At 67.2% G+C, this 24851-nt stretch carries 25 protein-coding genes and 1 pseudogene; 11 read left to right on the top strand and 15 right to left on the bottom strand.

Annotated features, from left to right (window positions below):
* From ACFTWF_RS34130 to ACFTWF_RS34140, 3 genes and pseudogenes are all read right to left on the bottom strand, one after another.
* Positions 1-305, bottom strand: a pseudogene (locus ACFTWF_RS34130) (oxidoreductase); the annotation flags it as partial.
* A 46-nt stretch (positions 306-351) separates the two neighbouring features.
* A complete protein-coding gene (locus ACFTWF_RS34135; protein WP_378465499.1) occupies positions 352-774 on the bottom strand; it encodes a RidA family protein in 423 nt (140 codons plus the stop codon).
* Between the two features lie 133 nt (positions 775-907).
* Positions 908-1771: a LysR family transcriptional regulator gene (locus tag ACFTWF_RS34140; RefSeq protein ID WP_378465500.1), complete on the bottom strand. Its 864-nt coding sequence runs from the start codon at positions 1769-1771 to the stop codon at positions 908-910.
* Between the two features lie 130 nt (positions 1772-1901).
* Between ACFTWF_RS34140 and ACFTWF_RS34145 the strand changes: the two genes are divergently transcribed.
* Together ACFTWF_RS34145 and ACFTWF_RS34150 are read left to right on the top strand one after the other, a co-directional pair.
* Positions 1902-2954, top strand: a complete 1053-nt coding sequence (locus tag ACFTWF_RS34145; RefSeq protein WP_378465501.1) for an NAD(P)H-dependent flavin oxidoreductase — start codon at positions 1902-1904, stop codon at positions 2952-2954.
* A gap of 34 nt (positions 2955-2988) precedes the next feature.
* Positions 2989-4221 carry a YbfB/YjiJ family MFS transporter gene (locus ACFTWF_RS34150; RefSeq protein ID WP_378465502.1) on the top strand — a complete coding sequence of 411 codons (1233 nt, stop codon included), beginning with the start codon at positions 2989-2991 and terminating at the stop codon, positions 4219-4221.
* On the opposite strand, the gene ACFTWF_RS34155 is transcribed toward ACFTWF_RS34150, so the two are convergent.
* Positions 4151-5797, bottom strand: a complete 1647-nt coding sequence (locus ACFTWF_RS34155) for a PucR family transcriptional regulator (protein ID WP_378465503.1) — start codon at positions 5795-5797, stop codon at positions 4151-4153. The genes ACFTWF_RS34150 and ACFTWF_RS34155 overlap by 71 nt on opposite strands.
* Positions 5798-6024: 227 nt before the next feature.
* Between ACFTWF_RS34155 and ACFTWF_RS34160 the strand changes: the two genes are divergently transcribed.
* The 6 genes from ACFTWF_RS34160 to ACFTWF_RS34185 all read left to right on the top strand — a co-directional run bounded on the left by ACFTWF_RS34160 (position 6025) and on the right by ACFTWF_RS34185 (position 11827).
* Entirely contained in the window at positions 6025-7218 is a 1194-nt protein-coding gene (locus ACFTWF_RS34160; protein WP_378465504.1) for an alpha-hydroxy acid oxidase, read from the top strand.
* The gene (locus ACFTWF_RS34165; RefSeq protein ID WP_378465505.1) at positions 7215-8153 is read left to right on the top strand and encodes a transporter substrate-binding domain-containing protein; all 939 of its coding nucleotides are present in this window, start codon (positions 7215-7217) and stop codon (positions 8151-8153) included. The genes ACFTWF_RS34160 and ACFTWF_RS34165 overlap by 4 nt, the downstream gene beginning before the upstream one ends.
* A gap of 11 nt (positions 8154-8164) precedes the next feature.
* Entirely contained in the window at positions 8165-9100 is a 936-nt protein-coding gene (locus ACFTWF_RS34170; RefSeq protein ID WP_378465506.1) for an amino acid ABC transporter permease, read from the top strand.
* On the top strand, positions 9097-9861 hold the full coding sequence (locus ACFTWF_RS34175; RefSeq protein WP_378465507.1) for an amino acid ABC transporter ATP-binding protein: 765 nt from the start codon (positions 9097-9099) through the stop codon (positions 9859-9861). The genes ACFTWF_RS34170 and ACFTWF_RS34175 overlap by 4 nt, the downstream gene beginning before the upstream one ends.
* A gap of 49 nt (positions 9862-9910) precedes the next feature.
* Positions 9911-10303, top strand: a complete 393-nt coding sequence (locus tag ACFTWF_RS34180) for a RidA family protein (RefSeq protein WP_378465508.1) — start codon at positions 9911-9913, stop codon at positions 10301-10303.
* Between the two features lie 282 nt (positions 10304-10585).
* Complete coding sequence (locus ACFTWF_RS34185) at positions 10586-11827, top strand: reverse transcriptase family protein (RefSeq protein WP_378465509.1); 1242 nt, start codon at positions 10586-10588, stop codon at positions 11825-11827.
* A gap of 35 nt (positions 11828-11862) precedes the next feature.
* Here the strand turns inward: ACFTWF_RS34185 and ACFTWF_RS34190 are convergent, their stop codons facing one another.
* On the bottom strand, positions 11863-12222 hold the full coding sequence (locus ACFTWF_RS34190; protein WP_378465510.1) for a hypothetical protein: 360 nt from the start codon (positions 12220-12222) through the stop codon (positions 11863-11865).
* Positions 12223-12472: 250 nt separating this feature from the next.
* On the opposite strand from ACFTWF_RS34190, the gene ACFTWF_RS34195 reads away from it, so the two are divergent.
* Positions 12473-13045 carry a hypothetical protein gene (locus ACFTWF_RS34195; RefSeq protein ID WP_378465511.1) on the top strand — a complete coding sequence of 191 codons (573 nt, stop codon included), beginning with the start codon at positions 12473-12475 and terminating at the stop codon, positions 13043-13045.
* The gene (locus tag ACFTWF_RS34200; protein ID WP_378465512.1) at positions 13042-13596 is read left to right on the top strand and encodes a hypothetical protein; all 555 of its coding nucleotides are present in this window, start codon (positions 13042-13044) and stop codon (positions 13594-13596) included. Before ACFTWF_RS34195 ends, ACFTWF_RS34200 begins: the two co-directional genes overlap by 4 nt.
* Here ACFTWF_RS34200 and ACFTWF_RS34205 read toward each other — a convergent pair.
* From ACFTWF_RS34205 to ACFTWF_RS34250, 10 genes are read right to left on the bottom strand one after another with little or no spacing between them, the layout of a single operon-like run.
* Positions 13575-14552 carry an amidohydrolase family protein gene (locus tag ACFTWF_RS34205; protein WP_378465513.1) on the bottom strand — a complete coding sequence of 326 codons (978 nt, stop codon included), beginning with the start codon at positions 14550-14552 and terminating at the stop codon, positions 13575-13577. The genes ACFTWF_RS34200 and ACFTWF_RS34205 overlap by 22 nt on opposite strands.
* Positions 14549-16543, bottom strand: a complete 1995-nt coding sequence (locus tag ACFTWF_RS34210) for an acetoacetate--CoA ligase (RefSeq protein ID WP_378465514.1) — start codon at positions 16541-16543, stop codon at positions 14549-14551. Before ACFTWF_RS34210 ends, ACFTWF_RS34205 begins: the two co-directional genes overlap by 4 nt.
* A 30-nt stretch (positions 16544-16573) precedes the next feature.
* Positions 16574-17425 (bottom strand): fumarylacetoacetate hydrolase family protein, encoded by an 852-nt coding sequence (locus ACFTWF_RS34215; RefSeq protein ID WP_378465515.1) that lies wholly within the window; start codon positions 17423-17425, stop codon positions 16574-16576.
* A gap of 36 nt (positions 17426-17461) precedes the next feature.
* Entirely contained in the window at positions 17462-18712 is a 1251-nt protein-coding gene (locus ACFTWF_RS34220) for an MFS transporter (RefSeq protein ID WP_378465516.1), read from the bottom strand.
* A 6-nt stretch (positions 18713-18718) separates the two neighbouring features.
* Complete coding sequence (locus ACFTWF_RS34225) at positions 18719-19318, bottom strand: nuclear transport factor 2 family protein (RefSeq protein ID WP_378465517.1); 600 nt, start codon at positions 19316-19318, stop codon at positions 18719-18721.
* A complete protein-coding gene (locus tag ACFTWF_RS34230) occupies positions 19311-20447 on the bottom strand; it encodes an amidohydrolase family protein (protein ID WP_378465518.1) in 1137 nt (378 codons plus the stop codon). The genes ACFTWF_RS34225 and ACFTWF_RS34230 overlap by 8 nt, the downstream gene beginning before the upstream one ends.
* Positions 20444-20935 (bottom strand): flavin reductase family protein, encoded by a 492-nt coding sequence (locus ACFTWF_RS34235; RefSeq protein ID WP_378465519.1) that lies wholly within the window; start codon positions 20933-20935, stop codon positions 20444-20446. The genes ACFTWF_RS34230 and ACFTWF_RS34235 overlap by 4 nt, the downstream gene beginning before the upstream one ends.
* Positions 20936-20970: 35 nt before the next feature.
* A complete protein-coding gene (locus ACFTWF_RS34240; RefSeq protein WP_378465520.1) occupies positions 20971-21909 on the bottom strand; it encodes a VOC family protein in 939 nt (312 codons plus the stop codon).
* 39 nt (positions 21910-21948) lie between these two features.
* Positions 21949-22554 carry a 3,4-dihydroxy-2-butanone-4-phosphate synthase gene (locus tag ACFTWF_RS34245; protein ID WP_378465521.1) on the bottom strand — a complete coding sequence of 202 codons (606 nt, stop codon included), beginning with the start codon at positions 22552-22554 and terminating at the stop codon, positions 21949-21951.
* A gap of 43 nt (positions 22555-22597) precedes the next feature.
* On the bottom strand, positions 22598-23812 hold the full coding sequence (locus ACFTWF_RS34250) for an acyl-CoA dehydrogenase family protein (RefSeq protein WP_378465522.1): 1215 nt from the start codon (positions 23810-23812) through the stop codon (positions 22598-22600).
* 153 nt (positions 23813-23965) lie between these two features.
* Here ACFTWF_RS34250 and ACFTWF_RS34255 point away from each other — a divergent pair, with 153 nt between their 5' ends.
* Positions 23966-24781: a FadR/GntR family transcriptional regulator gene (locus ACFTWF_RS34255; protein ID WP_378465523.1), complete on the top strand. Its 816-nt coding sequence runs from the start codon at positions 23966-23968 to the stop codon at positions 24779-24781.
* The last annotated feature ends 70 nt before the right edge of the window (positions 24782-24851 follow it).

Here is a 24851-nt window from a genome sequence, read left to right on the forward strand (position 1 = left end):
AACAGGGCGCACCCGTGCTCGTGGACGGCGTCGGCGACGCGCCGGTATCCCTCGATGCAGCTGTCGTCGGTGGCCATGAGCACGTGGTAGGTGTAGCGGGCGGTCTCGTGGATGCCGGCGACCTGCATGACGATCAGCCCGGCACCGCCGGCGGCGCGGGCGCGGTGATAGTCGACGAGCTGGTCGGTGACCTGGCCGTCGTGCACCATCACGGTGTCGTGCCCGGAGGAGAAGATCCGGTTCTTGACGGTGACGGGGCCGACCTGCAGGGGGGAGAACAGGGTCGGGAAGAGGGTGTCAGACATGAAAATCCCAGTTTCTTACCGGTGGGGGAACGGGGTCGGGAACAGGTCAGTTGGCGTCGGCGAGGACGCGCTGGGCACCGGAGACGGCGACGGCGTCCGCCTCGAAGAGCATGCCGTCGACGAGGAAGTCGTTCTGTACGGCGGTCACCGCCGGGTACGGGGCGGTGAAGAACTCGGCGCGGACCTTCTTGAACGTGTCGAAGTCGTCGCGGTGGCCGAGGTAGGCGGTCAGCTTGACCACCGATCCCATCGACGCGCCGTGCTGGTGCAGGATTGTTTCGATGTTGCGGAACACCTGGCGGGCCTGGGCCTCGAAACCGCCGTCGACGAGGGTGCCGGCGTCGTCGTAGCCGGCCTGACCGGACGTGAACACCAGATCTCCGGCCTTGGCGCCCTGGCTGTATTGGGCGGACTGTGCCCAGGTGAACGGGGCGGGGCGGGTCTCGACGATGGTCTCGGTGGTCGTCATTGGAAATCCTCTCGAAAGACGTCCCGGAGATCCGGGACCGCGGTGGCGGCGTGTTCGCCGCTGACGAGAGGAAACGCTAGGGGATGACCCGCCCAGTAGTAACCGTGCTGGTGGCTAGAACCGGACTATCGATCTAGTCATCAGTATGTCTCGGCGAGGTGGGGGGAGAATGCCGGATCGCGGCGTCCCGCAGAACCCGGAGCAGCGGCGTCACCCGGTTGCGTCGGTACACGAACCTCACGACCGCAGGAGGCGCGCCGACCAGCGGGATGAACCGCACATTGCGATGAGTCACCCGCCTTCGGGCCACTTCCGGAACCGTGCCGACACCGCGATCGGCAGCGATCAGTTCGAGCCACTCGTCGAAATTCGTGCACGTCACTACCGGACCGTCGTGGTTCGGCCACAGATCTTCGGACGTGGTGCCGCTGAGGGTATTGATCACCAGCGGAAGGGCTCCGAACTCGGCCCACTCGATCGACGTGCGCGCCGCGAGGGGAGAGGCGGTCGACACCGCCGCGATCCGCTGCTCCTCGAACAGCGGATGCTGCACGAACTCGTCGCCCGGGACGTCCCGGCGGACGACGGCGGCGTCCACGGTGGCGTTGTTCAGCGCAGCGATGGGGTCGTCGCAGCGACGGGGTACCACGGTGGCGCGGGAGTTCTGCTCGACGTCGTCGATCACCTGCTGCGCCCACGGATCGGGGAGGAGCCAACTGAAGCCGAGTGCGAGAGATCGATTGGTGTACAGCGCAACCGCGGAATCGAGATCGCCGAGAATGACGCGCACCTTCTCGACGAAACCGGCACCGTCCTCGGTGAGAGCGAGTGCGCGCGAGGTCCGGTCGAACAATCGTACGCCGAGCGCGGCCTCGAGTTGCTGCACCGTTCGGGTGAGCGCCGGCTGGGTGATGTGGAGTGCGTTCGCCGCCGCGGTGAACGAGCCTGCCTCGGCAATCGCCACGGCGGCCCGCAGATGCCGCAGTTCGATGGACATAACTCCCAAGCATAGATCCAGCCGAATCGGCATTTCCGCTCCGCGAGACAGCGGTGCAGGATCGAGTAGGGAACACGTGACGCGGACGCAAATCGCGTCCGCCACGCACACATCGACCGAAAGGATCCCGGTGTTCGATCTCGAGGACGGCCTCCGAATTCCCATCATCGGGGCGCCCATGGCGGGCGGACCGAGCACCCCCGCACTCGTGGCCGCGGTCTCGTCCGCCGGTGGCCTCGGCTTCCTTGCGGCGGGATACAAGACCGTCGATGCGGTTCGGCGTGAGGTCGGCGCCGTTCGCGCACTGACGAGCGCGCCGTTCGGACTGAATCTCTTCGTCCCCGGACGACCCCTCGCCGATCGTGCAGCCGTGGAGGCCTACCGGGAGCGGCTGCGGCCGCTCGCCGAACGGTGGCAGGTGGTGCTGCCCGAGATCGTGGACTACGACGACGACGCGTTCGACGCCAAGGTCGACCTCGCGGTCGAGCTTGCGGTTCCCGTGGTGTCCTTCACCTTCGGCCTTCCGTCGCGGGACGTCGTCGATCGGTTGCATGATGCCGGCAGTGCCGTGGTTGCCACGGTGTCGGATGTCGACGAAGCACGCGCGGCCGCACAGCGGGGCGTCGATGCGATCTGCCTGCAAGGAGTCGACGCAGGCGGGCATCGAGCGACGCTGGACCCCGACGCCGAGCCGGACCCGCGTTCGACGCGAGAACTGGTCGAGGCGGCCCGCTCGGCCGTCGACCTACCCCTCCTCGCGGCGGGAGGGATCGCGACCGCGGCAGACGTCGCCGCGACCCTCGCGGCCGGCGCCGCTGCGGTACAGATGGGTACCGCCCTCCTGGACGCCGACGAGGCTGGAACCAAGCCGGCGCACCGCGCCGCGCTGCACGACGCGCGGTTCACCGACACCGTCGTCACCCGCGCGTTCTCCGGTCGTCCCGCCCGCGGCCTGGTCAACGGCTTCATCACCGACTTCGATGCTCACGCGGTGGCGGCATATCCGCAGGTACATCTGCTGACCAGTGGCCTGCGGGCGGCAGCGGGCGCCGCTGACGACCCGGACGGTCTCGCTCTGTGGGCCGGCGTCGGGTATCGCAGCGCACGTTCGGCACCCGCGGCGGAGATCGTCCGCGATTTGTGGAGCGAAGCACGAGATGCCTCGCCGAGATCGGCCACCTGACATCGCCTACCCGAATATCTTTGGAAGAGAAGGCATGAGCGCACCAAGTAGGGCGGACGGACCGGTCACGGTCCGACCGCCGACATCACCGTGGGTCACGGTCGGTCAGGTGGGGGCGGCATTGGCGGCCGCCATGGGCATCGGGCGCTTCGTCTACACCCCGGTTCTGCCTCTGATGGAGGCCCAGGCAGGTTTGACACCGTCGGCGGGCGCCGCTCTGGCGACGGCCAACTATCTCGGGTATCTCCTCGGGGCGCTCGCCGGAATCGTCCTCCCCGCTGTGGTGCGCTCGGCGGTGGCCATGCGCGTCTCGATGCTCGTCCTGGCCGCGACGTTGGCGCTGATGCCGGTGACGTTCAACGAGACAGCGTGGGGTGTATTGCGATTCGTTGCGGGTGTGACCAGCGCGATGGTCTTCGTCATCGCCGTCAGTGCCATGCATTCCACTCTGCGTGGGCACGCGGCACACCTGTCGGGTTGGGCGTTCGGCGGAATCGGAGCGGGTATCGCGCTGTCCGGGCTCGTCGTCCTCATCCTGCGGTCGTTGAGCACGTGGGGTTCGGTGTGGTGGGCGGCGGCGTTGCTGACCGTGGTCTGCACTCTGGCGGCGTGGACGCTCGCACCGGCACACGAGGCCACCCCGACCGCCGCTGAGCGGACACTGTTCGGCGGCAGGGCGTTCCGCTGGTTCGGCGCACTCTTCGTCAGCTATTTCCTGGAGGGCGTCGGCTACATCATCGCAGGCACGTTCCTCGTCGCGGCGATCGATCGGACCGCGGGTAGCCTCGCCGGCAGTAGCGCATGGGTGCTCGTCGGGTTGGCGGCGTTGCCGTCCGGTCCGCTCTGGGCGTTGCTCGGCCGACGATGGTCCCGTCCGATCCTGCTGGTGATCGCCCTCGTCGTTCAGGCCGTCGGCATCGCGCTGCCCGCGGTGGCAGACGGCATCTGGCCGGCCCTGATGTCCGCCTTCCTGTTCGGGGGAACATTCCTCGGCATCAGCCAGATGTCGCTGGCGATCGGTGCCGACCTCCAGTTCCCGCGAGCGGTCGCGATCTTGACCAGCGGATACAGCCTCGGCCAGATCGCGGGCCCGCTTCTCGTCACGCCGCTGCTGTCCGATGGCTACCACCTGGCGTTGCTCGTCGCCTCGGGCATCGTGCTCGCAGCGGCACTCGCGGCCGCGGCACTGCCGGTCTTCACGCGGTGTCTGTCGACACGAGACGGAGCCACAGCCACAGGCGTGTGGTCGGATCGTCGAAGTCGATAGAGAACTCCTCGGTGAGACGGGTGATTCGGTAACGAATGGTATTGCCGTGGACATGCATTCGGTCCGCGGCTTTGGAGACGTTCGCGTTCGAATCGAAGTACGCACGCAGCGTGATCAGAAAGTCGGTGTGGTGGGCCTCGTCGTACGCTCGGATCGCATCGATGACGTCGAACCGGTCGAGATGCTTCTCGGCGATGTACCGGCCGATCTCCAGTAGGTTGAGCTCGGTCCAATGATCTTCGAACACTGCGACTGCCGGAAGAAGTGGAGTCGGACTCTCCCTCGCGACCGACTGCCGGTGCATGAGGAACTGCAGAGTACGGACCGCCTCGGTGCGGGATCGAGGTAACTCGCCGATCTCCTCGGCGATGCCACCCACCGCGGCGACGACGGGATGTGCACTGATCGTCGTTGCGTAGGAGCCGAGGTCACGGATCACGCGACGGTGGGCTGCCCGGGGATTCTCCCCCGCACAGGGGAGAAGTGCGTAGACGACCGAATCGATCAGAGCGCTGTACGCACTGCGGAACTGGACGTTGCACGTGACGGTCACGAGTTGAAGTAGTCGATGCTGCTCGCGCATGGCGTCGAGGCTGCCGGCGTTCGGGTGGGCGAGGGCGAAAGCCGCAATGGCGAATCCATCGGTGAACTCGAGGCCGAGTTGCGCAGCGGCGAACGACGCTTGTGCCGGATCGGCCATCAGTGTGCGCATGAGATCGGCGTTGCGGCGCTCGGTGAAGTCGGATGAAGACCGGGCGTGAAGCATGTGGAGACCGGCCAGCGGGGCCAGCCTGTCGAGCGCATCGAGCGCCGGTTGGCGCCGTTCACCTCCGGGATCGATGATCCAGATCGATCCGAGCAGTTCCCCGCCGGCTCGGACCGCGAGTGCCAGCCGGTCCGCGATGTCGCCCGGCGACTGGACGAGTAGCGCAACAGTCGAGGCGTAGACGACCTTGAAGTCCTCGTCGAGGGCCGGGGGTGTCCGTTCCTGCAGGGTCAGGGTCGTCTCTCGCCGCAGATCGTCGATCGGCTGGCCCGGCACGGTGGAATATCCGAGGATGCGGCCCGAGGGGTCGACGATGCTGGCGGCGCCATTGGTTATCGAGGCAACGGCGTTGGCGAAGGCGAACAGATCGCCCAACCGCACGCCCGATACCGAATCGACCGCAGCACCCGCGACTGCTGTCCGTGCTGTCGCGATCAGCCGTGTCCAGTCCGCGTCCTCTCCGACGACGAGCACGGGAACGTCGTGACGATTGGACGCGGCTCTCAGGTCTTCGATCGGGGTTCCTCGCGCCTTGACGATCACGGCGGCGGCTTCGCCGTCGGCGGCGTGGACGAGTACTCGTTCGAATCCTGCCGATCCGCACGACACGCCTATCGCGAGGACGACTGCGTTCCTGACATTCGCCCGGTCGTCGAGTGCGTCGTAGAGCTGCACGTCGGCGACGGGGCGACGGAGGTTTTCCGGTGTCGGATTCGCGTGGACCAGATCTTCCTGCACGAGATCGGTCCAGTCCGCCAGCGCGATCGGCGCGGGTGCCGCGTCGTCGTGGAGCTGCTCGAGGGAGTGCATCTGGAAGATTTTACAAGCGCTGCGGATGAGCTTGGAAATTTCTCCATATCAACGCGGTGAGGTCTGGATCACCATTGGTTCACCCCGCGCACCGGGTGTCAGCACCATTTCGAGGAGTCCCGATGAAGCTCAGAGATATCAGGTCGTTAGTCAACGTCGAGGGCCCCGCTCGGTCCGTGCCGGAACGGCTCGCACGGCGATGCCACAGCATCGAAGACGTGCGAAAGATGGCGGCCGCACGTCTCCCGCTGAGCATCTTCGACTACATCGAGGGCGGCGGGGAAGACGAAGCGTCGATCCGCCGCAATCGTGCCTCGTTCGACGACTGGTCTTTCGTGCCGCGGTGGGGCGCGGTGGAGAACCTCGACCTGGCGTCGACTCTCCTGGGGCAACCGGTGGCGATGCCGCTGATGCTCTCGCCGACCGGGGGAACACGGCTCTTTCACCCGGAGGGCGAACTCGGTGCGGCGCGTGCCGCTCTCGCCGCAGATGTCCCGTACGGCCTGGCGCATCTGAGTACCACGCCGATGGAACTGGTCAGTGCACAAACCCCGGGCCTGCGTCGCTGGTTCAACATCGAACCGATGGCGGACAAGGGCATGCTGCAGGCGCTGCTCGACCGGACATCGAGCGCGGGGTACGAGGCACTGCTCGTCAATGTCGATTGCCGGGCCATCGGCCATCGGGAACGTGACTACCGCAACGGCTTCACCGCGCCCCCGTCCCTCAAACCGCGGACTGTCGTCGAGGGAGCACTGCATCCCCGGTGGGCGTGGGGTTTTCTGCGCAACGACGCGATCGCCTTCCCCAATCTCGACGGGACCATCGCGGAGGGGCCGCTCGCGAGCACACCGGACATGTGGCGAACTCTGCTGTCCGGGTCCTACGAGCCCACCGACTGGGACACCCTCTGCGACCTCCGCTCCCGATGGAGTGGCCCGATCGTCCTCAAGGGCTGTGTCAGCGCCGACGACGCCGCGATCGCCGCGGACATCGGCATCGACGCCATCCAGGTCAGCAACCACGGCGGCAGGCAACTCGACCACATGGCCTCGCCGCTGGACGTGCTGCCGGAGATCGTCGAACGCGTGAACGGACGGGTCGAGATCATCGTCGACAGTGGCATCCGCCGCGGATCGGACGTGATCAAGGCCCTGGCTCTGGGAGCGACAGCGTGCGCGATCGGCCGTCCGTACCTCTATGGACTCGCGGCGGCCGGTCAGGAGGGTGTCTCGCACGTACTGCGGATCTTCGCGGACGAGATGACGCGGACGATGATGCTGCTGGGGGTGTCGAGCATCAAGGAACTGCAGGACAACGGACCGGCCCTCGTTCGCAACCGCCACGCTGCCCTCGCCCGCTCCACGTCGGCGCATGCCGGATCGGACTCGGCGACCTCGAAGCGGACGTCCTCGTCATGACGCGACACGAGGCACGAATTCTTCCCGGATGCCGCGCTCGCCGCCTCGTGTGTGCAGGCGCCCTCGCTGCACTCCTCCTCTCGACGGCGGGGTGCGGTCGACTCCAAGAATTCGCGGACCCGCCGGCCTCGCCCGCTGTGGAGGGCGAAGGTGTACCGGAACTGGGCGTGAACGACGCGGCAGTCGCGTTGCTGCCTGACTCGGTGGCGTCACGGCACACGCTCCGGGTAGCGATCCCGACCAATGAGCCACCCACCCAATTCTATTCGGAGGGCAGCCGATACATGACCGGCACGAATCCCGACATCGCGAGACTCATCGGCAAGGCGCTGAACCTGGACGTCGACATCGAAGTCGTCAATTTCGACTCGATCATTCCCGGGATCGCGGCCGGCCGCTACGACATGACGGTGTCCTCGATGACGCCCACCACCAAGCGGATGGCGGTGATGGATTTCGTCGACTACATGCAGATGGGAAACGCGATCGTGGTCGCGAAGGGGGCGGAACCCATGACGAAGGACACCCTCTGCGGGAAGCGGGTCGGCGTCCTGACCGGCTCGTATCAGCTCACCGTCAACATCCCGGCCTTGAACCACGACTGCACAGCCACCGGCAAGCAACCGATTCAGACCGGCCAGTTCCAAGACACGCGACAGGCGATCTCCGCGCTGACCAGCGGCCGGCAGGACGCTGTCCTGGCGGACTCCCCGATCCTCGAATACGCGACGGCGCACAATCCCGCCGTCGAGGTATCGGACACATTCGAGTACACCCCCGTTGCCGTAGGCGTCACCAAGGCGCCCGCCCTCGTCGACGCCGTAGCGGCGGCACTCGACTCCGTCGTCGCCAGCGACGCGTACCGGGAAGTTCTCGGAAAGTACGGTGTGGAGTCCGCGATGATCACCCGTGCGCGCGTCAACGCGGCCCAATAAGGAGACCCACAATGCAGCACTTGGCCTCGCGAGACGCCTTTCCCTCACCGTCCGCGGTGACGACGACTCCGGACCCATCCGCCCCGGTGATTCCACTCAAACATCCTGTGCGGCAGACGTTCGCGATTCTCCTCCTCGTCCTCGCCGCGGCGGTGACCTGGAATGTCGCAACGAACGACCGGTTTCACTGGACTGTCGTGTCCACCAATCTCTTCGCCCCGCAAGTACTTCGTGGCGTAGTCCTGACGATCATCTTGACGGTCGTCTCGATGACCGCCGGAATTTCGCTCGGCACTCTCCTTGCCGTCATGCGGCTGTCGGAGAACCCGATCGTCAATGCGATCAGCCGGGGCTACATCTGGTTCTTCCGGGGCACTCCACTGCTCGTCCAACTGATCTTCTGGTACAACATCGCTGCCCTGTATCCCACCGTGTCGATCGGAATTCCGTTCGGGGGTCCCGAATTCCTGTCCGGGTCCGTGAACACGTTGATCACGCCACTGGGGGCCGCCCTCCTCGGGCTGTCGCTGAACGAAGCGGCCTACATGGCGGAGATCATCCGCGGCGGCATCGGATCGGTGGACAAGGGCCAGTACGACGCGGCTCAGGCATTGGGAATGAACAGAACTCAGCTGATGCGCCGGGTCATACTGCCGCAGGCGATGCGGGTGGTGCTTCCGCCGACCGGTAATCAGGTGATCTCGATGTTGAAGGGAACGACACTCGTCAGCGTTCTCGCGATCTCCGATTTGCTGTACTCGGCGCAGATCATCTATTCGCTGAACTATCAGACGATCCCGCTGCTGATCGTCGCGAGCCTGTGGTACCTCCTGATGACCACCGTCCTCAGTTTCTTCCAGGACAAGCTCGAGAAGCATTACGCGCGGGGCTTCACCGCATCGGCAGCACCCACTCGTTTTCGAAGTGCATGGGGAAGGACGAAATGAACAACGTCATGGTGCAAGCGGTGGGAGTCCGGAAGCGATTCGGCGCCACCGAGATCCTCAAGGGCATCGACCTCAGCGTCGAGCGCGGTTCGGTCACCTGCCTCATCGGACCGTCCGGCTCCGGGAAGACCACCTTCCTGCGATGCATCAACCATCTCGAAAAGGTCGACGCAGGACGCCTGTACGTGGACCGAGAACTCATCGGCTACTCGGAACGCAACGGCCGGATCCACGAGATGAAGCCACGGCAGACGGCGCGTTCTCGCCTGAACGCCGGGATGGTGTTTCAACGGTTCAACCTGTTTCCTCACATGACGGTTCTGGAGAACATCGTCGAAGCCCCGGTTCACGTTCTCGGCAGACCCCGCGACGAGGTGACCGCGGAGGCGAACATCCTGCTCGATCGTGTCGGACTGGGGAACCGAGGCCACTCGTACCCACGAGAGCTCTCCGGCGGACAGCAACAGAGGATCGCCATTGCCCGCGCACTGGCGATGAAGCCCAAGTTGCTGCTCTTCGACGAACCGACTTCGGCACTCGACCCGGAACTCGTCGGTGAAGTACTGGACGTGATGAAGTCGCTCGCCGAAGCCGGAATGACCATGGTCGTCGTCACCCACGAACTCGGGTTCGCCCGCGAGGTCGGCGACCAGATCGTCTTCATGGACCAAGGTGTCGTCGTCGAGGCCGGCCCACCCTCCGCCGTCATCGGGAACCCGCAACAGGAACGGACCCGCGCGTTCCTCTCCAAGGTGCTCTGACACCTCACCCGACCCGTCCGAGAACGAACACCCGAAACTGAGGAAAGACATGAAGATTCAACACGTCCGCACGGACCATGCACCCCGCCCTGCAGGGCACTACTCCCAGGCGATTCTCGCCGACGGGGTCATCTACACGGCAGGCCAGACACCCCACCACCCGGACACGTGGGAATTGGTCGGCGAGACCATCGAGCAACAAACCGAACAGGCACTGCGCAACCTCGCAGCCGTGCTCGAATCGTGCGGCTCGGACTTCTCGCACGTGGTCAAAGCCACTGTCCACCTGCAGAATCCGGGGCGAGACTTCACCGGGTTCAACGAGACCTATCAGAAATTCGTCTCGGAGCCGTACCCGGCGCGAACAACCGTCGGATCACATCTCGGCGACTTCCTGGTCGAAATCGACGTCGTCGCTCTGTGTCCCGAGGGAACCGAATGATTCGCCGGCCGACTCGACCGCGCAGCCTGTTCGGCGCGGTTGCCTGATTCGCAGATCTCGTCCCATAGGGATCCGCGCGGCCGAGAACATGTGACATCCTCACGAGGTGCGACGGTGCAGAGGTGAGAGTGGTGTGGCCGGTACGCTGGCTGCGACCACGTCAGGGGAAACCCCTGGCTCGACAGTGTTCGTCGGAGGCACCGTCCGACGCGCGACCGTATGCTCCGCGTGCTTCGGCGCGCCGCAGACGACAGATATCGGTCACCTCTCACCGTCGCACACATGACAGCCGGTCGCGCCGTCGAGCCTGCACTCGCTCGCCGCCTCGCGGAGGTCGCGACCACCGGCCCGTGGACGAGGGCCGGCCTCGTGCTCCGCTTCGAGGAAACGGGTGCGCCGGATGCCGGCAGGATCGCGACCCGGCTCCACGACCTCATGCCCACACCGCCGATCGACGACGTCGGCACCGTCTATCGGCTGCTGTCGGAACTCCCGCAGATCGAGCAACCGGAACCGGTCGTCGAGGTAGCCGGCAGCGACTGGAAGTTCGACGTCCCGCGATGGACTCACACGACGTCGGTCGCGCAGGCGGTCGGCCTCACTCCCGCCGAACTCGCATGGTTCGCAGATCCGGGCGGTTGGCTGCGCACGAAGGCGCCGCCGCTGCAGCATTACCGCTACCGGATCCGATCCGGCAACCGTCTGCTCGAGGCGCCCAAGGAACGCCTTCGGGAGGTGCAGCGCCGGATTTTGCGGTCCGTGCTCGACCGCGTTCCCGCGCACGATGCGGCGCACGGATTCGTCCGTGGCCGCAGCGTCCATACCTTCGCCGCTCCCCACGCGGGCCACGACGTCGTGCTGCGTATCGACCTCCGTGCATTCTTTCCGTCCGTCTCACAGGCGAGGGTGCGTGCGATCTTCGCCGCCCTCGGCTATCCGCCCCCGGTGTCACGCGTGCTCGCCGGGCTGTGCACGACCTCCACACCGCCAGGCGTCCTCGCACAGATTCCCTTCGACGCGGCGACTCGGCTGCGGGGTGCGCACTTGCCGCAGGGTGCGCCGACGTCGCCGGCGCTCGCGAATCTCGTCGCCTATCGACTCGATCGCAGATTGACTGGACTTGCGCGGGCCGGTCGGGCCGGGTACACCCGGTACGCCGACGACCTCGCGTTCTCCGGCACGGATCTGGCGGTGGATCGGCTGATCCACGCCGTCGGCCGGATCGTCGCAGACGAAGGGTTCTCCGTGCACCCGGGTAAGACCCGCATCATGCGGGCGCACCGACGCCAGCACCTGGCCGGGCTGGTGGTGAACACTCGGCCGCAGGCAGCGCGAGCCGACTTCGACGATCTGAAAGCACTGCTCTTCAACTGCGTCCGCTACGGGCCCGATTCGCAGAATCGCGACGGGAGAGCGCATTTCCGTGACTACGTCTACGGGCGCATCGCCTGGGTGGGGGAATCGAACGCGAACAGAAGTCGTGCGCTGCACGCGCTCGCGGAGCGGGTCGACTGGGCAGGGTAGATCTGTGCCGCGGAGCCGCATCACTCGGAGGGGATTCAGTGGGCGCGGATTCCGTAGACGGTGACGACGAAGCTGCGCCCCTTGGCGGTGCAGGTGACGTCGCCCATGAATCTTGCGAGACAGGTGGTTCCCCCGTGCGTGATCGTCTTCTGGTACATGGTCCGGCTGGTGGCGACCTCGGAGATGTCGGGGTTGCCGCCGGGCACGGTGAAGGGGGTGCCGAGCGGATAGGTGGGATGTGCCGGAAGCCAGGGAACATCGATGACGACGTGTCGGACCGGGCCGAGCCAGGGCAGGCCGAACTCGCCGAGCCGCGGGAAGTCCATCGGTACCGGTTGCGGCAGATCGCATCCCACGGTGCCGTCGGGGGCGATCGAGCAGTTGACATCACCCACGCGGAAGTAGACGGGGGAGGGGAGTCCGCCTGCGCGGGTGGGGCGACCGCGAGCTGCGCCGCCGTAGCGGCGGCGAGCGGGTGGCGACTCTCTTCACTGAAGGGTTCATACGACGTATATACGGCGGCGAGCGCAGGACGTTAGCCTGGCGTACGCCCGGTCGCGACTGTGTCGTTCTCGCAGACGGAAGTGCCGTTTTTCGAATGAGTTAATCGGGGTATTCCGTCGTAGGACGAGGAGGTCTGAGGAAATGCCTGTTTGGGGATGGATCTTGATCGCGGCGGTCGTCGTGATCGCCGTGCTGGCGGTCATCGCGTCCCGCTCGGTGAGCAGTCGCAAGAGGACCGAACGGCTGAAGGGGCGGTTCGGTCCCGAATACGAGCGGACCGTCGGCGAGGTCGGCGACCGGAGCGCCGCGGAAGACGAACTCGCCGCACGGGAACGAAAGCGGGAGAAGCTCGATATCGTGCCGCTGTCGCCCGATGCGCGAGCGAAATACGCAGACTCGTGGCGGACGGTGCAGATCGAGTTCGTCGACAATCCGTCGAGCGCGGTCGGCGCTGCGGACCGACTCGTGATCCACGTCATGCGCGAGCGGGGCTACCCGATCGACGACTTCGACCAGCGGGCGGCGGACATCTCCGTCGATCACCCGAAAGTCGTCGAGAACTACCGAACGGCGCACAGGATCTTCCTGTCGCAGGAGCAGGGCGACGTCGGTACGGAGAAGCAGCGCGAAGCGTTCGTGCACTACCGCGCACTCTTCGAAAAATTGCTCGAGACGGATGAGACCAAAGACAAGCCAGAGGAGACGCGCGCATGACCACCCAGGATCAGCAACCCGAGAACACCGGATCGACGGTGGAATCGTCACCCGCGGCCGCCGGTCCGACCGAGCAGACCGGACCGGCGACGCAGGCCGCCGGACCCCCGATGCAGGCAGCCGAACCCCAGACGCAGGCAGCCGAACCCTCGACCGAGCAGACCGGACCGCCCGCTCAGGCAGCCGAACCCTCGACCGAGCAGACCGGACCGCCCGCTCAGGCAGCCGAACCCGCGACCCGGGCAGCGGAAGCACCGGCAGCGAAGGACGAAACATCGCCTGGAGAGTCACTGTTCGCCGAGGACGAGCTTTCAGTCCTCCGGCTGCGCTGGGACGAGGTGCAGTCGAGTTTCGTCGACGATCCCAGACAGTGCGTCCAGAAGGCCGACGGCCTCGTGCAGGATGTCGTCGACCGGCTGACCACCGGCTTCTCGGAGGCACGTTCGCGTCTCGAGGAGCAGTGGGCTCGCGGTGAAGAGGGCTCGACGGAGGATCTTCGTCTCGCGCTCAAGCGCTACCGCGAGTTCTTTCAGCGGTTGCTCACGGTCTGAGAGAGCTGAGGGAACAACTTCAGGGCGTTGTGGGTGGTCAACGACCGCCATGTGTCGGGGGTGGGCTGCTGGGCGGCGTCGAGGGAGGCGATCTGGCGGGCGGTCACGGCCGCAGGGGTCCAGCAGTAGTCGCTGCCGTAGAGAACGCGGTCGGAGCCGAATGCGGTCGTCAGCGCCGGAATCTGGTGCGGGAAGGGCGTTCCGGCCGTGTCGAACCACAGCCGGCGCAGCTGATCCGGAACACTCGGGGCGCTCGCGCTGGGTTCCGCGATCAGCCCACGGAACAATTCCATCCGATCGGCGAGCAAGGGTAGGGCGCCCCCGCCGTGGGTGAAAACCCATTCGATACCCGGATACCTCAGGAGGACGCCGGCGAACACGAGGTCGCTGACGGTTCGGGCAGAGTCGAAGAGGAACTCGAGCATCGGCCTGGGGCGTCCGAGCGAGACCGCGTCGTGGCCGGGCGGCGAGGTGGGATGCACGAAGACGACCGCGCGGCGTCGGTCGAGTTCGGCCCAGACCGGCTCGAACCGGCGGTCGCCGAGATACAGGCCGTGGGCATTCGTTTCGACGGTCACACCATCGGATCCCAGAACATCGAGGGTATAGTCGATTTCGCGCAGTGCCGCGTCGACATCGGGCAGCGGCAGGCTCGCGAAATGGCCGAACCGGCCGGGGTACCGCCGCACCAGGTCGGCCGCGTACTCGTTGACCTCGCGGGAGAGATCCCGGGCGGCGCGGTCGTCACCGAAGTGCGTGCCGGGTGACGACACCGACAGCATCGCGGTGCCGATGCCGCCCTCGTCCATCAGGGCAAGGTGGTCGGCCACGTTCCAGTTCGGCCACCCCGGCATGCCGTCGGGCTGGTCGTGTCCGGCGGCGCGAGCGGCGCTGACATAACGGTCGGTGACGAAATGCGCGTGCACGTCGACGAGTGTGGGTGCGTCGGTACTCATTCGGAATGCGCCTTTCGGGGAACGAACCGGGCGAAGTAGCGCAGGGATGCGGGGTCGTCGACGGTGTCGCTGCCGACGACCTTCTCGATCGGCGCGCCCTGGAGCAATCGTTTGATCGGTACCTCGAGTTTCTTCCCGGTGCGTGTGTGCGGGATCGACGGGACGGTGATGATCTCGTCGGGGACGTGGCGGGGGGAGGCCTGGGTGCGGATGGCGTCGGTGATGCGATGACGTAGCGCGTCGTCGATGTCGGTGCCGTTGGCGAGGACCACGAACAGGGGCATCCAATAGCCGCCGTCGGGGAGTTCGGCACCGATCACCAGTGCCTCCCGGATCTCCTGGAGGTCCTCGACGACGTCGTAGATGTCCGCGCTGCCCAGGCGCACTCCCTGCCGGTTGAGGGTGGAGTCGGAACGGCCGGAGACGACGAGGCTGCCGCGTGAGGTGACGGTGACCCAGTCGCCGTGCCGCCACACGCCGGGATACGTGCCGAAGTAGGCGTCGCGGTAGCGCGTGCCGTCCGGGTCGTTCCAGAAGTAGATCGGCATCGACGGCATCGGCGCGGTGACGACGAGTTCCCCGACCTCGTCGACGACCGGGGTGCCGTCGGCATCCCAGGCGGCGAGCGCGACACCCAGTAGGGGTGCGGAGATCTCACCCGGCCATACCGCGGTCGTCGGTGCGCTGCCGGCGAAGCCACTGACGACGTCCGTGCCGCCGCTGGTCGAGGCGACCTGGACACGGTCCCCGACGTGGTCGCGGACCCAGTGGTAGGACTGTGCGGGCAGGGGTGCGCCGGTGGATCCGATCAGACGCAGTGCAGACAGGTCGAGGTCGCGGCCCGGTTCGACACCGGCCTTCGCGCAGCCGAGCAGATATCCGGGGCTCAGTCCGAGGACGCTGACGCGATGCTCGGCGGCGATGTCCCACAACCGCTGCGGGTCCGGGTGGGCGGGGCTGCCGTCGTAGAGGACGATGGTGGCGCCGACCAGAAGACCCGACACCACCATGTTCCACATCATCCAGTTGGTGGTGGTGTACCAGAAGAACCGTTCCCCGGCCCGAAGGTCGTTGTGCAACCCCATCAGTTTGTGGTGATCGAGGATCACACCGCCGTGCCCGTGCACGATCCCCTTCGGCAGCCCGGTCGTGCCCGAGGAGAACAGCACCCACAAGGGCGCGTCGAAGTCCACGCGCACGAACTCCGGTTCGGCGTCCGCGGCCGTCACCTCGTCCCACCGGACGTGGGGAGTGCCGTCGAGATCGACGGGCAGGCCGAGGACCGGCACATGCACGACAGCGCGGACGGTCGGAAGTTGCCGGCCGAGTTCGGCGACGTCGGCGCGGCGGTCGTGTGCGCGACCGTTCCACCGGTATCCGTCGGCGGCGACGAGGATGGTCGGCTCGAGTTGCGCGAATCGGGACGCGGCGCCGGACGCCCCGTAGTCCTGGCCGCACGCGGACCACACCGCTCCGATCGCAGCGGTGGCGAGGAATGCGACGACCCCGTGGACGGTGTCGGGGAGATACCCGACGACCCGGTCTCCCACCCCGACCCCCGCCCGGCGCAGCCAGGCCGCGACGGCGGCGACCTGACGCCGCAGCTGTGTCCAGCTGATCTCGATGGTGGTGCCGTCCTCGGCGACGGAGATCACCGCCGCCTCGGGTGAGTCACCCTGGCGGAGTGCGTGTTCGGCGTAGTTGAGCCGAGCTCCGGGGAACCATCGGGCGCCCGGCATGGTGGAGTCGGCGAGGACCTCCTCGGGCTTGACGTCGGCGATGATGTCGAAGTAGTCCCACACCGCCGACCAGAAGGCGGACGGTTCCTCGACGGAGAAGTTCCAGAGGTCGCGGTAGTGCGGGTAGGTCGCGCCGGTGCGGGCGGCGACGGCTTCGGCGAATTCGGTGATCCGCGCCTGCGACCTCTGTTCGGGGTCCGGTGTCCAGATCGGCTCCGACGCGAGGCCGGCGGGGGTCGAAAATGTGTTCATCCCAGTCCTTCGTGATGCTCGAGAGCGATGTCAGGGCGCGATCATGGGGGTGCGGAGAGTCCCGACGCCTTCGATCCAGCTGGTCAGGACGTCGCCGGGCCGCAGAAACTTCGGGGGCTTGCGGGCCCCGCCGACACCGGAGGGGGTGCCGGTGAAGATCAGGTCGCCGGGCAGCAGTGGGCACACCGCCGACAGGTGGGCGACGAGTTGGGGGACGGTGAAGATCAGATCCGCGGTGCGGCCCTTCTGCAGGACTTCTCCGCCCTCGAGGGCGCAGCCGATCTCGAGGTCGTCCCGGTCGGGTAACTCGTCGACGGTCACCAGTTCCGGCCCGGTAGGGGCGAAACCGCGGTAGGACTTGCCGAGGGAGAACTGCGGTGCCGGTCCGGCCAGTTGCAGTCCGCGCTCGGACAGATCCTGCCCAACGGTCACTCCGGCGATGTGGCCCCAGGCGTCTGCCTCGGACACGTAGTCGCAGCGGGTGCCGACGACGGCGACGAGTTCGACCTCCCAGTCGACGGTGTCGGCGGGCAGGGTGACGGCCTGGTCGTGGCCCGTCAGGCTGGTGGGGAACTTGGTGAACACCGGAGGGACGGTGGGGCTGTCGAGTCCCGACTCGGCAGCATGGTCGTGGTAGTTGAGTCCGATGGCGAACACCTGCCGCGGACGCGGCACCGGCGGGCCCCACAGCGTCTGTTCCGTTGTGTCGATCACGGTGTGGCCGCTGGTGTCCAGGTGCGCGGCCCAGTTCGTGAATTCCGTCCAGACCTCGTAGACGGCCTGCGGGTCGGCATCGAAGGCGCCGCCGCTGGCGTGTTCGACGTCGATGTAGCCGTTGTCGACCGCGAGGGCGAGCCGTCCGTCGATGTTGGCGATTCTCATGGGGGTTCTCCTTGTTGGAATGTCGGAAAAGGGGTCTCAGACCTCGGCGGGGACGGTCGCGGTCGTCGGCGCCGGCTCGTGGTGGCGGGTGGTGAGAGCGGCGACGCTCAGCAGCGACGCGAAGGCGGCGATTCCGGCGAAGACCGAGAAGCTCACCAGCGCAGGAAGTCCCGCGAGAAAGCCACCGAGTACCGGACCGCATACCCCACCGATCCGGCCGATGCCACCGATCAAGCCGAGCGCGCTTCCGCGCACCTGCGCGGGAAAGTGGAGTGCGGCGAACCCGTACACGACCGGCTGGATCCCGACCGTGCCTGCGCCGGCGAGGAACAGTGCCAGGTACAGAACAGGCTGCGGCAGCGCCGCCGACAGGCCGAAGATGGCGACGGCGCCGATCGCGAATCCCGCAATGGTGACGCGGCGTCCACCCACCCTGTCCGCGGTCCACGAGCCGGTTGCGCTGCCGGCCATCGCGCCGATGCTGAAGACGATCAGGAACACCAGCGACGAACCGAGGGAGTACCCGGACGATTTCATGATCTGCGGCAACCATGTGAGCAGCCCGTAGGACAGGACCTGGCAGCACCCGGTGACCACGATGAAACCGGCGAGGGCCCGCGCACCGCCGTGGCCGAGCAGCGCACGCAGCGAGACTCTCACGTTCCGCCCGGATCCGGTGGTCGCGTCGGCGCTGTCCGGTGCCCACTTCCTCAGCTTCACCGCCCCGATCGGAACGACGAGCAGTAGCGGGATCACGCCACCGATGAGGAACACCGCCCGCCAGCCGCCGCCTTCGAGGAAGGCCAGGGCGCTGAGCGCCGCCGTGATGCCGCCGACCGGGAGTCCGGTCAGCATCACTCCGTTGAGGAAGTTCCGCCGGTCGTGCGGTGCGACACTCATCGTCAGTGCGACGGCGGCCGGACCGAGACCGCCCAGGCCCAGTCCCGCGACGAGGCGGGCGATGCCCAGCAGTTCCGCGGTGGGCGCAGCTGCGCAGAAGATCATCCCGAGGGAAAACCAGGTGACGCAGGCGAGGAAGAGCCGGCGGGCGCCGAAGCGGTCGGCCAGCACCCCGGCGGCGATCGATCCGAGGCACATGCCCACGATGGCCGTGCCGGCGATGACTCCTATCCGGGCTGGGGTGAGTCCCCAGTTCGGGTCGGCGAGCAGGTCGGGTATCGCGGCACCGAAGATGGCGAGGTCGTAGCCGTCGGCGGAAATCGCGATGAATGCGAGAACCGCGACGCTGACGAAGGCGGGCACGCGCGGTCGTGGAGAGATGGTCATGAGGTCCTATCCCTGGGATTCGTGAAGCCACGTGTGATGCGCCGCAACGTACTTCGCGGCGAGCTCGGGACGATCCGGGCCCGGCAGGTCGGGGCCGATGGTGTAGCCGACGCTGTCGAGCACGGCAGCAAGGTATTTGTACGGGCGGTCGACGGGGAACTCCACACGAGCCAACGCCGACAGGTCCGCGGCCGGATTCACCGGGGAGACGACGTCCTTGTAATAGAGCATCGTCAGGTCGGTGATACGCCACTGCCCGTCGACCCTGATCAGCCGCTGGTAGAGCCGGCCGTGCGACGCGATGTCCAGCTCGATGCACGCGAGGGTTCCCCTCGCGTGCACCGTGACTCCCTCGTGGGCGAGTGCTCGCCCGCCGACGATCTCGACGCTGGGCGCGCCGACGACGTGGAAGCCGCGGCTGCCGCGGTCGTACATGTCCTTCGAGGCATCGACGAATTCCGCTCCGGTTCCGGTGAACCAGCTGAGACTCACATGTGCGTCGGCGGCGAACGCCGACCGCATCTGGTCCCACTGCGCGGTGTCCCGCCCGGCGCGCTCTCGCAGAACCACGTCGATCACCGCGGCGGTGTCCGAGGGGTCAGGCACTGGTGCTCCGATCGGGTGTGGTGAGCGGCGGCGTTGCACCGAGCGTCGCGGCCGGGGCGTGTTCGACACCCCCGCACCAGATGCGTTCGATGTTGCGGGTGGCGCGGATGTCGGCGAGAGGGTCGCCGTCGACGAGGACCAGATCGGCACGCAGGCCGGGTTCGACGGCCCCGCGGTCGCCGAGACCGAAGTGGTGGGCGGGCAGCACGGTTGCGGCACGCAGTGCGTCCACCGTCGACAGTCCCGCGGCGACGAGGAGTTCGAGTTCGTGATGAAGGCTGTCGCCGTGGGCGACGAGTTGGGGCAGGCCGGGCTGCACTGCGGCGTCGGTGCCGGCCAGGACCGGCACTCCCGCCCGATACAGGGCGGCCACGCTGTCCGACGCGGCGGCGAACGCGTCGGCGTTTCCACGCAGTGCCGCGAGCGCCTGCATCATCGACAGTGTCGGCACCGCGACACGGCGCCCGGCCACCATCCGGGCCACGATGTCGTCGCCGAGCGGGTCCTCGTTCGGGACATGGGTGACGATGTCGGCGCCCGCCTCGAGTGCCAGAGCATAGGCTCCGGGTGAGGAGGCATGCGCGACAACGTTTTTACCGTGCCGGCGCGCGGCATCCACGACGGCCCGTGCGACCGCAGGGTCGGGGCCACCGTCCCCGGGGGCCTCGAGGACGATCTTGATGTAGTCGGCTCCTTCCGCGACTCTGGCCGACACGAACCGGTCCGCGGCCTCCCCGTCGGGCACGACCGCGTCGGCGGGCATGCCGAAATGCGAGTGCGGACCGGCCGGACCGATCACGGGGATGCCCGGACTGCGGATGTCGGTCAATCCGTCGATGCCGCGGAGTGAGGACACCAGTTCCGGTGGCCACGTGGCCATGTCCAGGCCGGTGGTCACTCCCCAGGAACACAACTGCTCGAGTGTGTCGCGGCCGTGCAGGTGGATGTGGGCGTCGATCAGTCCGGGCAGCAGCACCCCGCCGTCGGCGTCGACGATCCGTGCGCCTGCCGGGTCGGTCCCGATCACGGGTCCGTCGATGACGACGGTGCGCGGTTCGGACAGTTGCCGCCCGTCGAAGACCCGGACGCCGGTCAGCGCCGTCCTGCCCGCCGACTGTCGTGTCGTCATGATGCCGCCCCGGCGAGCGCCGGCAGCGCCGCGTGGGTGCCGAAGGTCCGCCTGCTGTACACCAGCGGGGTGGCGTCGCTCGTCGAGCAGTCGCGGACCGTGGCGAGGAGCAGGGTATGGTCGCCGCCCGGGATCTCTGCGGAGACCTCGCATCGGAGCCATGCGCTGCTGCCGGTCAGGAACGGGAGGCCGTCGACCAATTCCCATGCCGTACCGGCGAATCGGTCGTCGCGGCGGCTGGCAAATCGCACCGCCGCCTCGTGCTGACCGGTGGACAGTACGTTGACGCCGAAGCCGCCGGTCTCCCGTACGATGGCGAGCAGTGCCGAGCCGTTGTCGAGTGCGACGGTGATCATCGCCGGCGACATGCTCAGGGAGGCGAGCGAGCTGACGGTCGTGCCGTGCGGGGTGCCGTCGCGGTGGGCGGTGACGATCGCGACGGGTCCGGTGACCCGGGCCATGGTGTCCCGGAACTGGTGCGCATCCATCGGACTGTTCCCTTCTGCTGGGTGCGGTGCCGGAATCATCCGTGCACTCCGGTCATCAATTCGGCGAGATCCTCGGGGGCGAGGAACGACGGCGGGGGCGGCGGACCCCAGTTGAAGAGGGCGCGAGCACCTTCCCAGTCCCGCGGCGTCCACAGTTGGTCGTCGACGATGCAGTCGAGATCGGAGTAGTACTCGCTGAAGTTGCCGGCCGGATCCTTGAGGTACCAGAAGAAGTTCGACCCGACATGGTGGCGGCCGAGACCCCAGACGTGGCGCTGCGGGTCCTTCTCCAGCATGGTGGTGGCGCCGCGGCCGACCTCGTCGACGTCGTCGACCTGCCAACTGGTGTGGTGGAGCATCGTCACCGGGGCCGCCTGCACCAGCACGTTGTGGTGGTCGGTCGAGCAGCGCAGGAATGCGGCCATGCCGGGCACCCGGTCGCTGACCTTGAAACCGATGCCCTCGGTGAAGAACCGTTCGCTGGCCGGCTGATCGGTGGAGCCGATCACGACGTGCCCGAGTTTGCGGGGCCGGACGCGTCCGGTCCGCTCGATCGCGTCGGCGCGGCCGTTCCGCGCGATGTTGCCGGGAGCGTTGTAGGCCGGAAGGACTGTGCGGTCCTGGATGATTCGGCTCCCGACGGCCACCCGCACGAGAACATCGGTTCCCGGATCGACGACGGACAGTTCGGTGTCGTGGCGGGCGGGGGTCAGGCCCAGCCGCCGCAGGTTCTGCTGGATCCGGTCGAGGTCGTCCGTGTCGTCGACCGCGACGTCGAGACCGACGAGCCGGCGGCGGTCGGACACGGGCACCAGTTCGAGTTGGTCGCCGCCGTCGAGCGTGGCGAAGGAAACGGCCTCGGTCCGACCGGCGGTCGGGACGGTGCGGGTGAGTCCGAAATCGTCGTAGAACGCAGCGGTCTCGGCGACGTTCGGCACGCCGATGGTGACGCGGGTGAGGGTGTGTAATGGCATGAGAGAAGCACCTTCGGATGGGGATCGGCCGCGGGCCGGTCACTGAACGGTGAGCAGGGGCAGGTGGTGCGTTTCGGCGAACACCAGGCACTCGGGCCGGGTGATCATCCGGGTGGGATCGGCGAGACCGACCAACTCGGCGAGCAGGGCACCGGGCCGCAGCCCTGCTCGCCGGACCAGGTCGAGCGCGATCGCCGCAGTGGTGAGGGGAGGGGCGTCGGCCGCGTGGTCCACACAGACCGGGACGAGATGGCCGGGCCGGGTGAAGTCGCCCGGCTCGGCTGCGGAATCCAGCAGTGCGCGGGCAGTCGTGGCGCGGTCGGCGGCGGAGATTCCGGTGCCGGTTCCGTGGACCGCGTCCACCCCGACGCACATCCGATCGCCGTCCGCCTCGAACGGGTTCATCGGCGGGAGTAGCAGTTCCTCGCATACGTGTCGTGGGAGTGCGATCTGCAGAAATCCGGACGAGTGACGGATCGCGAATGCCGTTGCCGTGGTGGATGCCCGATCCGCCGCGACGACGAGAAACCCCTGTCCCGCCGCGGCATCGCAGAGGACGACGGGTAGGCCGTCCGCGAGTGGGCGGAGACTGTCGCACTCCGAAACGGAGAGCGTCGGTGTCCCGGACTCGAGTGTCAGTGTCATGGGAAGACCTCTTTTGCTGGATCGCTGCGGATCGCGGGGGGACTCAGACGAAGGGGGAGACTTGCTCGTCGATTCCGAGGAGCGCGCGCCCGTAGATCTCCTGATTGATGTTCAGGTTGATGAAGGCGTGCCGGGAGCTCGTTTCGAGGTCACGCCAGATCCGTTGCAGCGGGTTGGCCTGGGCGAAGCTGCCGGCTCCGCTCACGTTGAGGAGTAGTTCGACCGCCTCGCGGCAGAGGTGCGCCGCCCGTGCGGCGTCCATCCGTGCCCGCGCCCGTTCGATGACCGGCATATGCCGGCCGGCGACTGCCGCGGCGTCGATCTCGTCGGCGCTGCGGAAGGCGAGCAGGCGGGCCTGATCGATCAGCGAACGAGCCTCGGCCATGTTGAGCTGGGTGGACGGCGCGTCGATCGACCGCTGATAGAAGGAGTAGGCGATCGGCTTGTTCTTCTGCAGCGTCGACACGACCGTGTCGTAGGCGCCCTCCGCCATCCCGAGCACGGGCCCGACCAGCACCAGTGCCAGCACGGGAACGAGTGAGGAGTGGTACAGGGTTTCGTCCTGGAACTCCGAGGCGGTGCGCCCCTCCATCATGTCGGTGACCGACAGGATCCGTGCGTCGGGGACGAACACGTCGTCGGCGACCACGGTGTCGCTGCCGGAGCCGGACATGCCCGCGACGAACCAGGTGTTGTCGATCGACAGATCGGTCATCGGGATCCACGCCGAAGCGGCCCCGGTGACGTCACCGTCGGGATTCGTGAGGGGGATACCGACGTTGGCCCAGCTGGCGTGATGTGATGCGGAGGCGAATCCCCACCGACCGGTGACCCGGTAGCCGCCCTCGGCACGGACCGACGTCGAGGTCGGGGTGAAGACGCCGCAGGTGGCGGTGTGCGGATCCGGTCCCAGCACGTCACGCTGCACCGACTCGGGGTAGGCGCCGACGAAGAACGACGTCACGTTGCTGAGAGTGGTCACCCATGCCGTGGAGGCACAGGCCCGGCCGAGTTCCAGTGACACCTCCAGGAACGTGCGGAAGTTCTCCTCCGCTCCGCCGAAGCGTGCGGGTTTGGTGATGTCGAACAGGCCGGCGTCGCGAAGCGCGTCGATGTTCTCCTCCGGTACCCGCCGGTCCGCCTCGGCGCGCGCGGCGTTCGTACGCAGCAGGGGGCCGAGCGTACGCGCGGCGGTGACCAGGCGTTCCCGCTCGGAAACCGGCGTCGTCGTGTGCGGGGCGGTGTCGGTGATCGTCATGGTGTGTCCTTCGCTCGGTGATGTCTGTGAGGGGCGCTGTCCGCGTGCACTCGAACGGCGAGAAATAATCATGATTAATTGATAGAGTGATGTGAAGGCGGTCACTTGTCAAGAGCGATGCGATACTGACCCCCACGAACGGAGAGGAGAACGATGAGCGGCACCGACGGCGACGAAGAAGTTCTCGCCCCCGAAGTCGAAGACTTCGAGGGTCCGGCGTACTCACGTGAGATGTGGCGTCGCCCAACAACTCCGCAGGGAAGGGTGTCGATCGGCGGATCCCGGGCGGAACAGGCCGCGGGGCAGATCGCTCGATTGGCGGCCAGCGCGCCCGCGGGCGAGCGCCTCGGCAGCAAGGACGATCTGCGTAAGATCTGCGGCTTCTCCGTCGGGACCATGAACGAGGCAATCAAGCTCGCTCAGGCCCGCGGGGTCATCACCTCGCGACCGGGCCCGGGCGGTGGCATCTTCGCCTGCGATCCTTCCCCGCTGTCCCGCATGAACGGATGGTTTCGTGCCGCGGCCGGCGATCATGCGGCCTTCGCGGAGGCTGTCCAGATTCGCGACGCCATCGCGCCCTTGCTGATCGAGGAGGCGCTGCGTCGGATGACGCTCACGGATCAGGAATCCCTCGCCGAGCGACTGTGGGAGGTGCGGCGGGCGCGCAACTCCGGAGCGGTGTCCGACTTCGTGTGGGCGTGCTGGGAATTGCATGCGTACCTCGCCGGCATCGGCAAGGGTCTCCTGCTCGACACGCTCTATCTGAGCATCATGGACGTCGGCACGTCGTATCTGTGGGCAGTGCTCGAGGCCACGGCGCCGGACGTGCATCTCGACGGATTCGCCCAGGTCATGGAAGATCTCGTCGACGCGCTCGAACGCCGGGACGCCGACGCCGCCATTGACGCGCTCCGTCGTACGGACCCCTCCATGATTCTGCGGTCATCGACCGAGTCCGGCACCGGGTAGGCAGGTGTGCCGGCCCCGAAAAGCCATCAAATTCGCCTCACGGGTTACTTTGTCAGCACAAATGGTTGAC

The organism is Rhodococcus sp. NPDC056960, assembly GCF_042674125.1.
In the GTDB taxonomy this organism is placed as follows: Bacteria; Actinomycetota; Actinomycetes; order Mycobacteriales; family Mycobacteriaceae; genus Rhodococcus_F.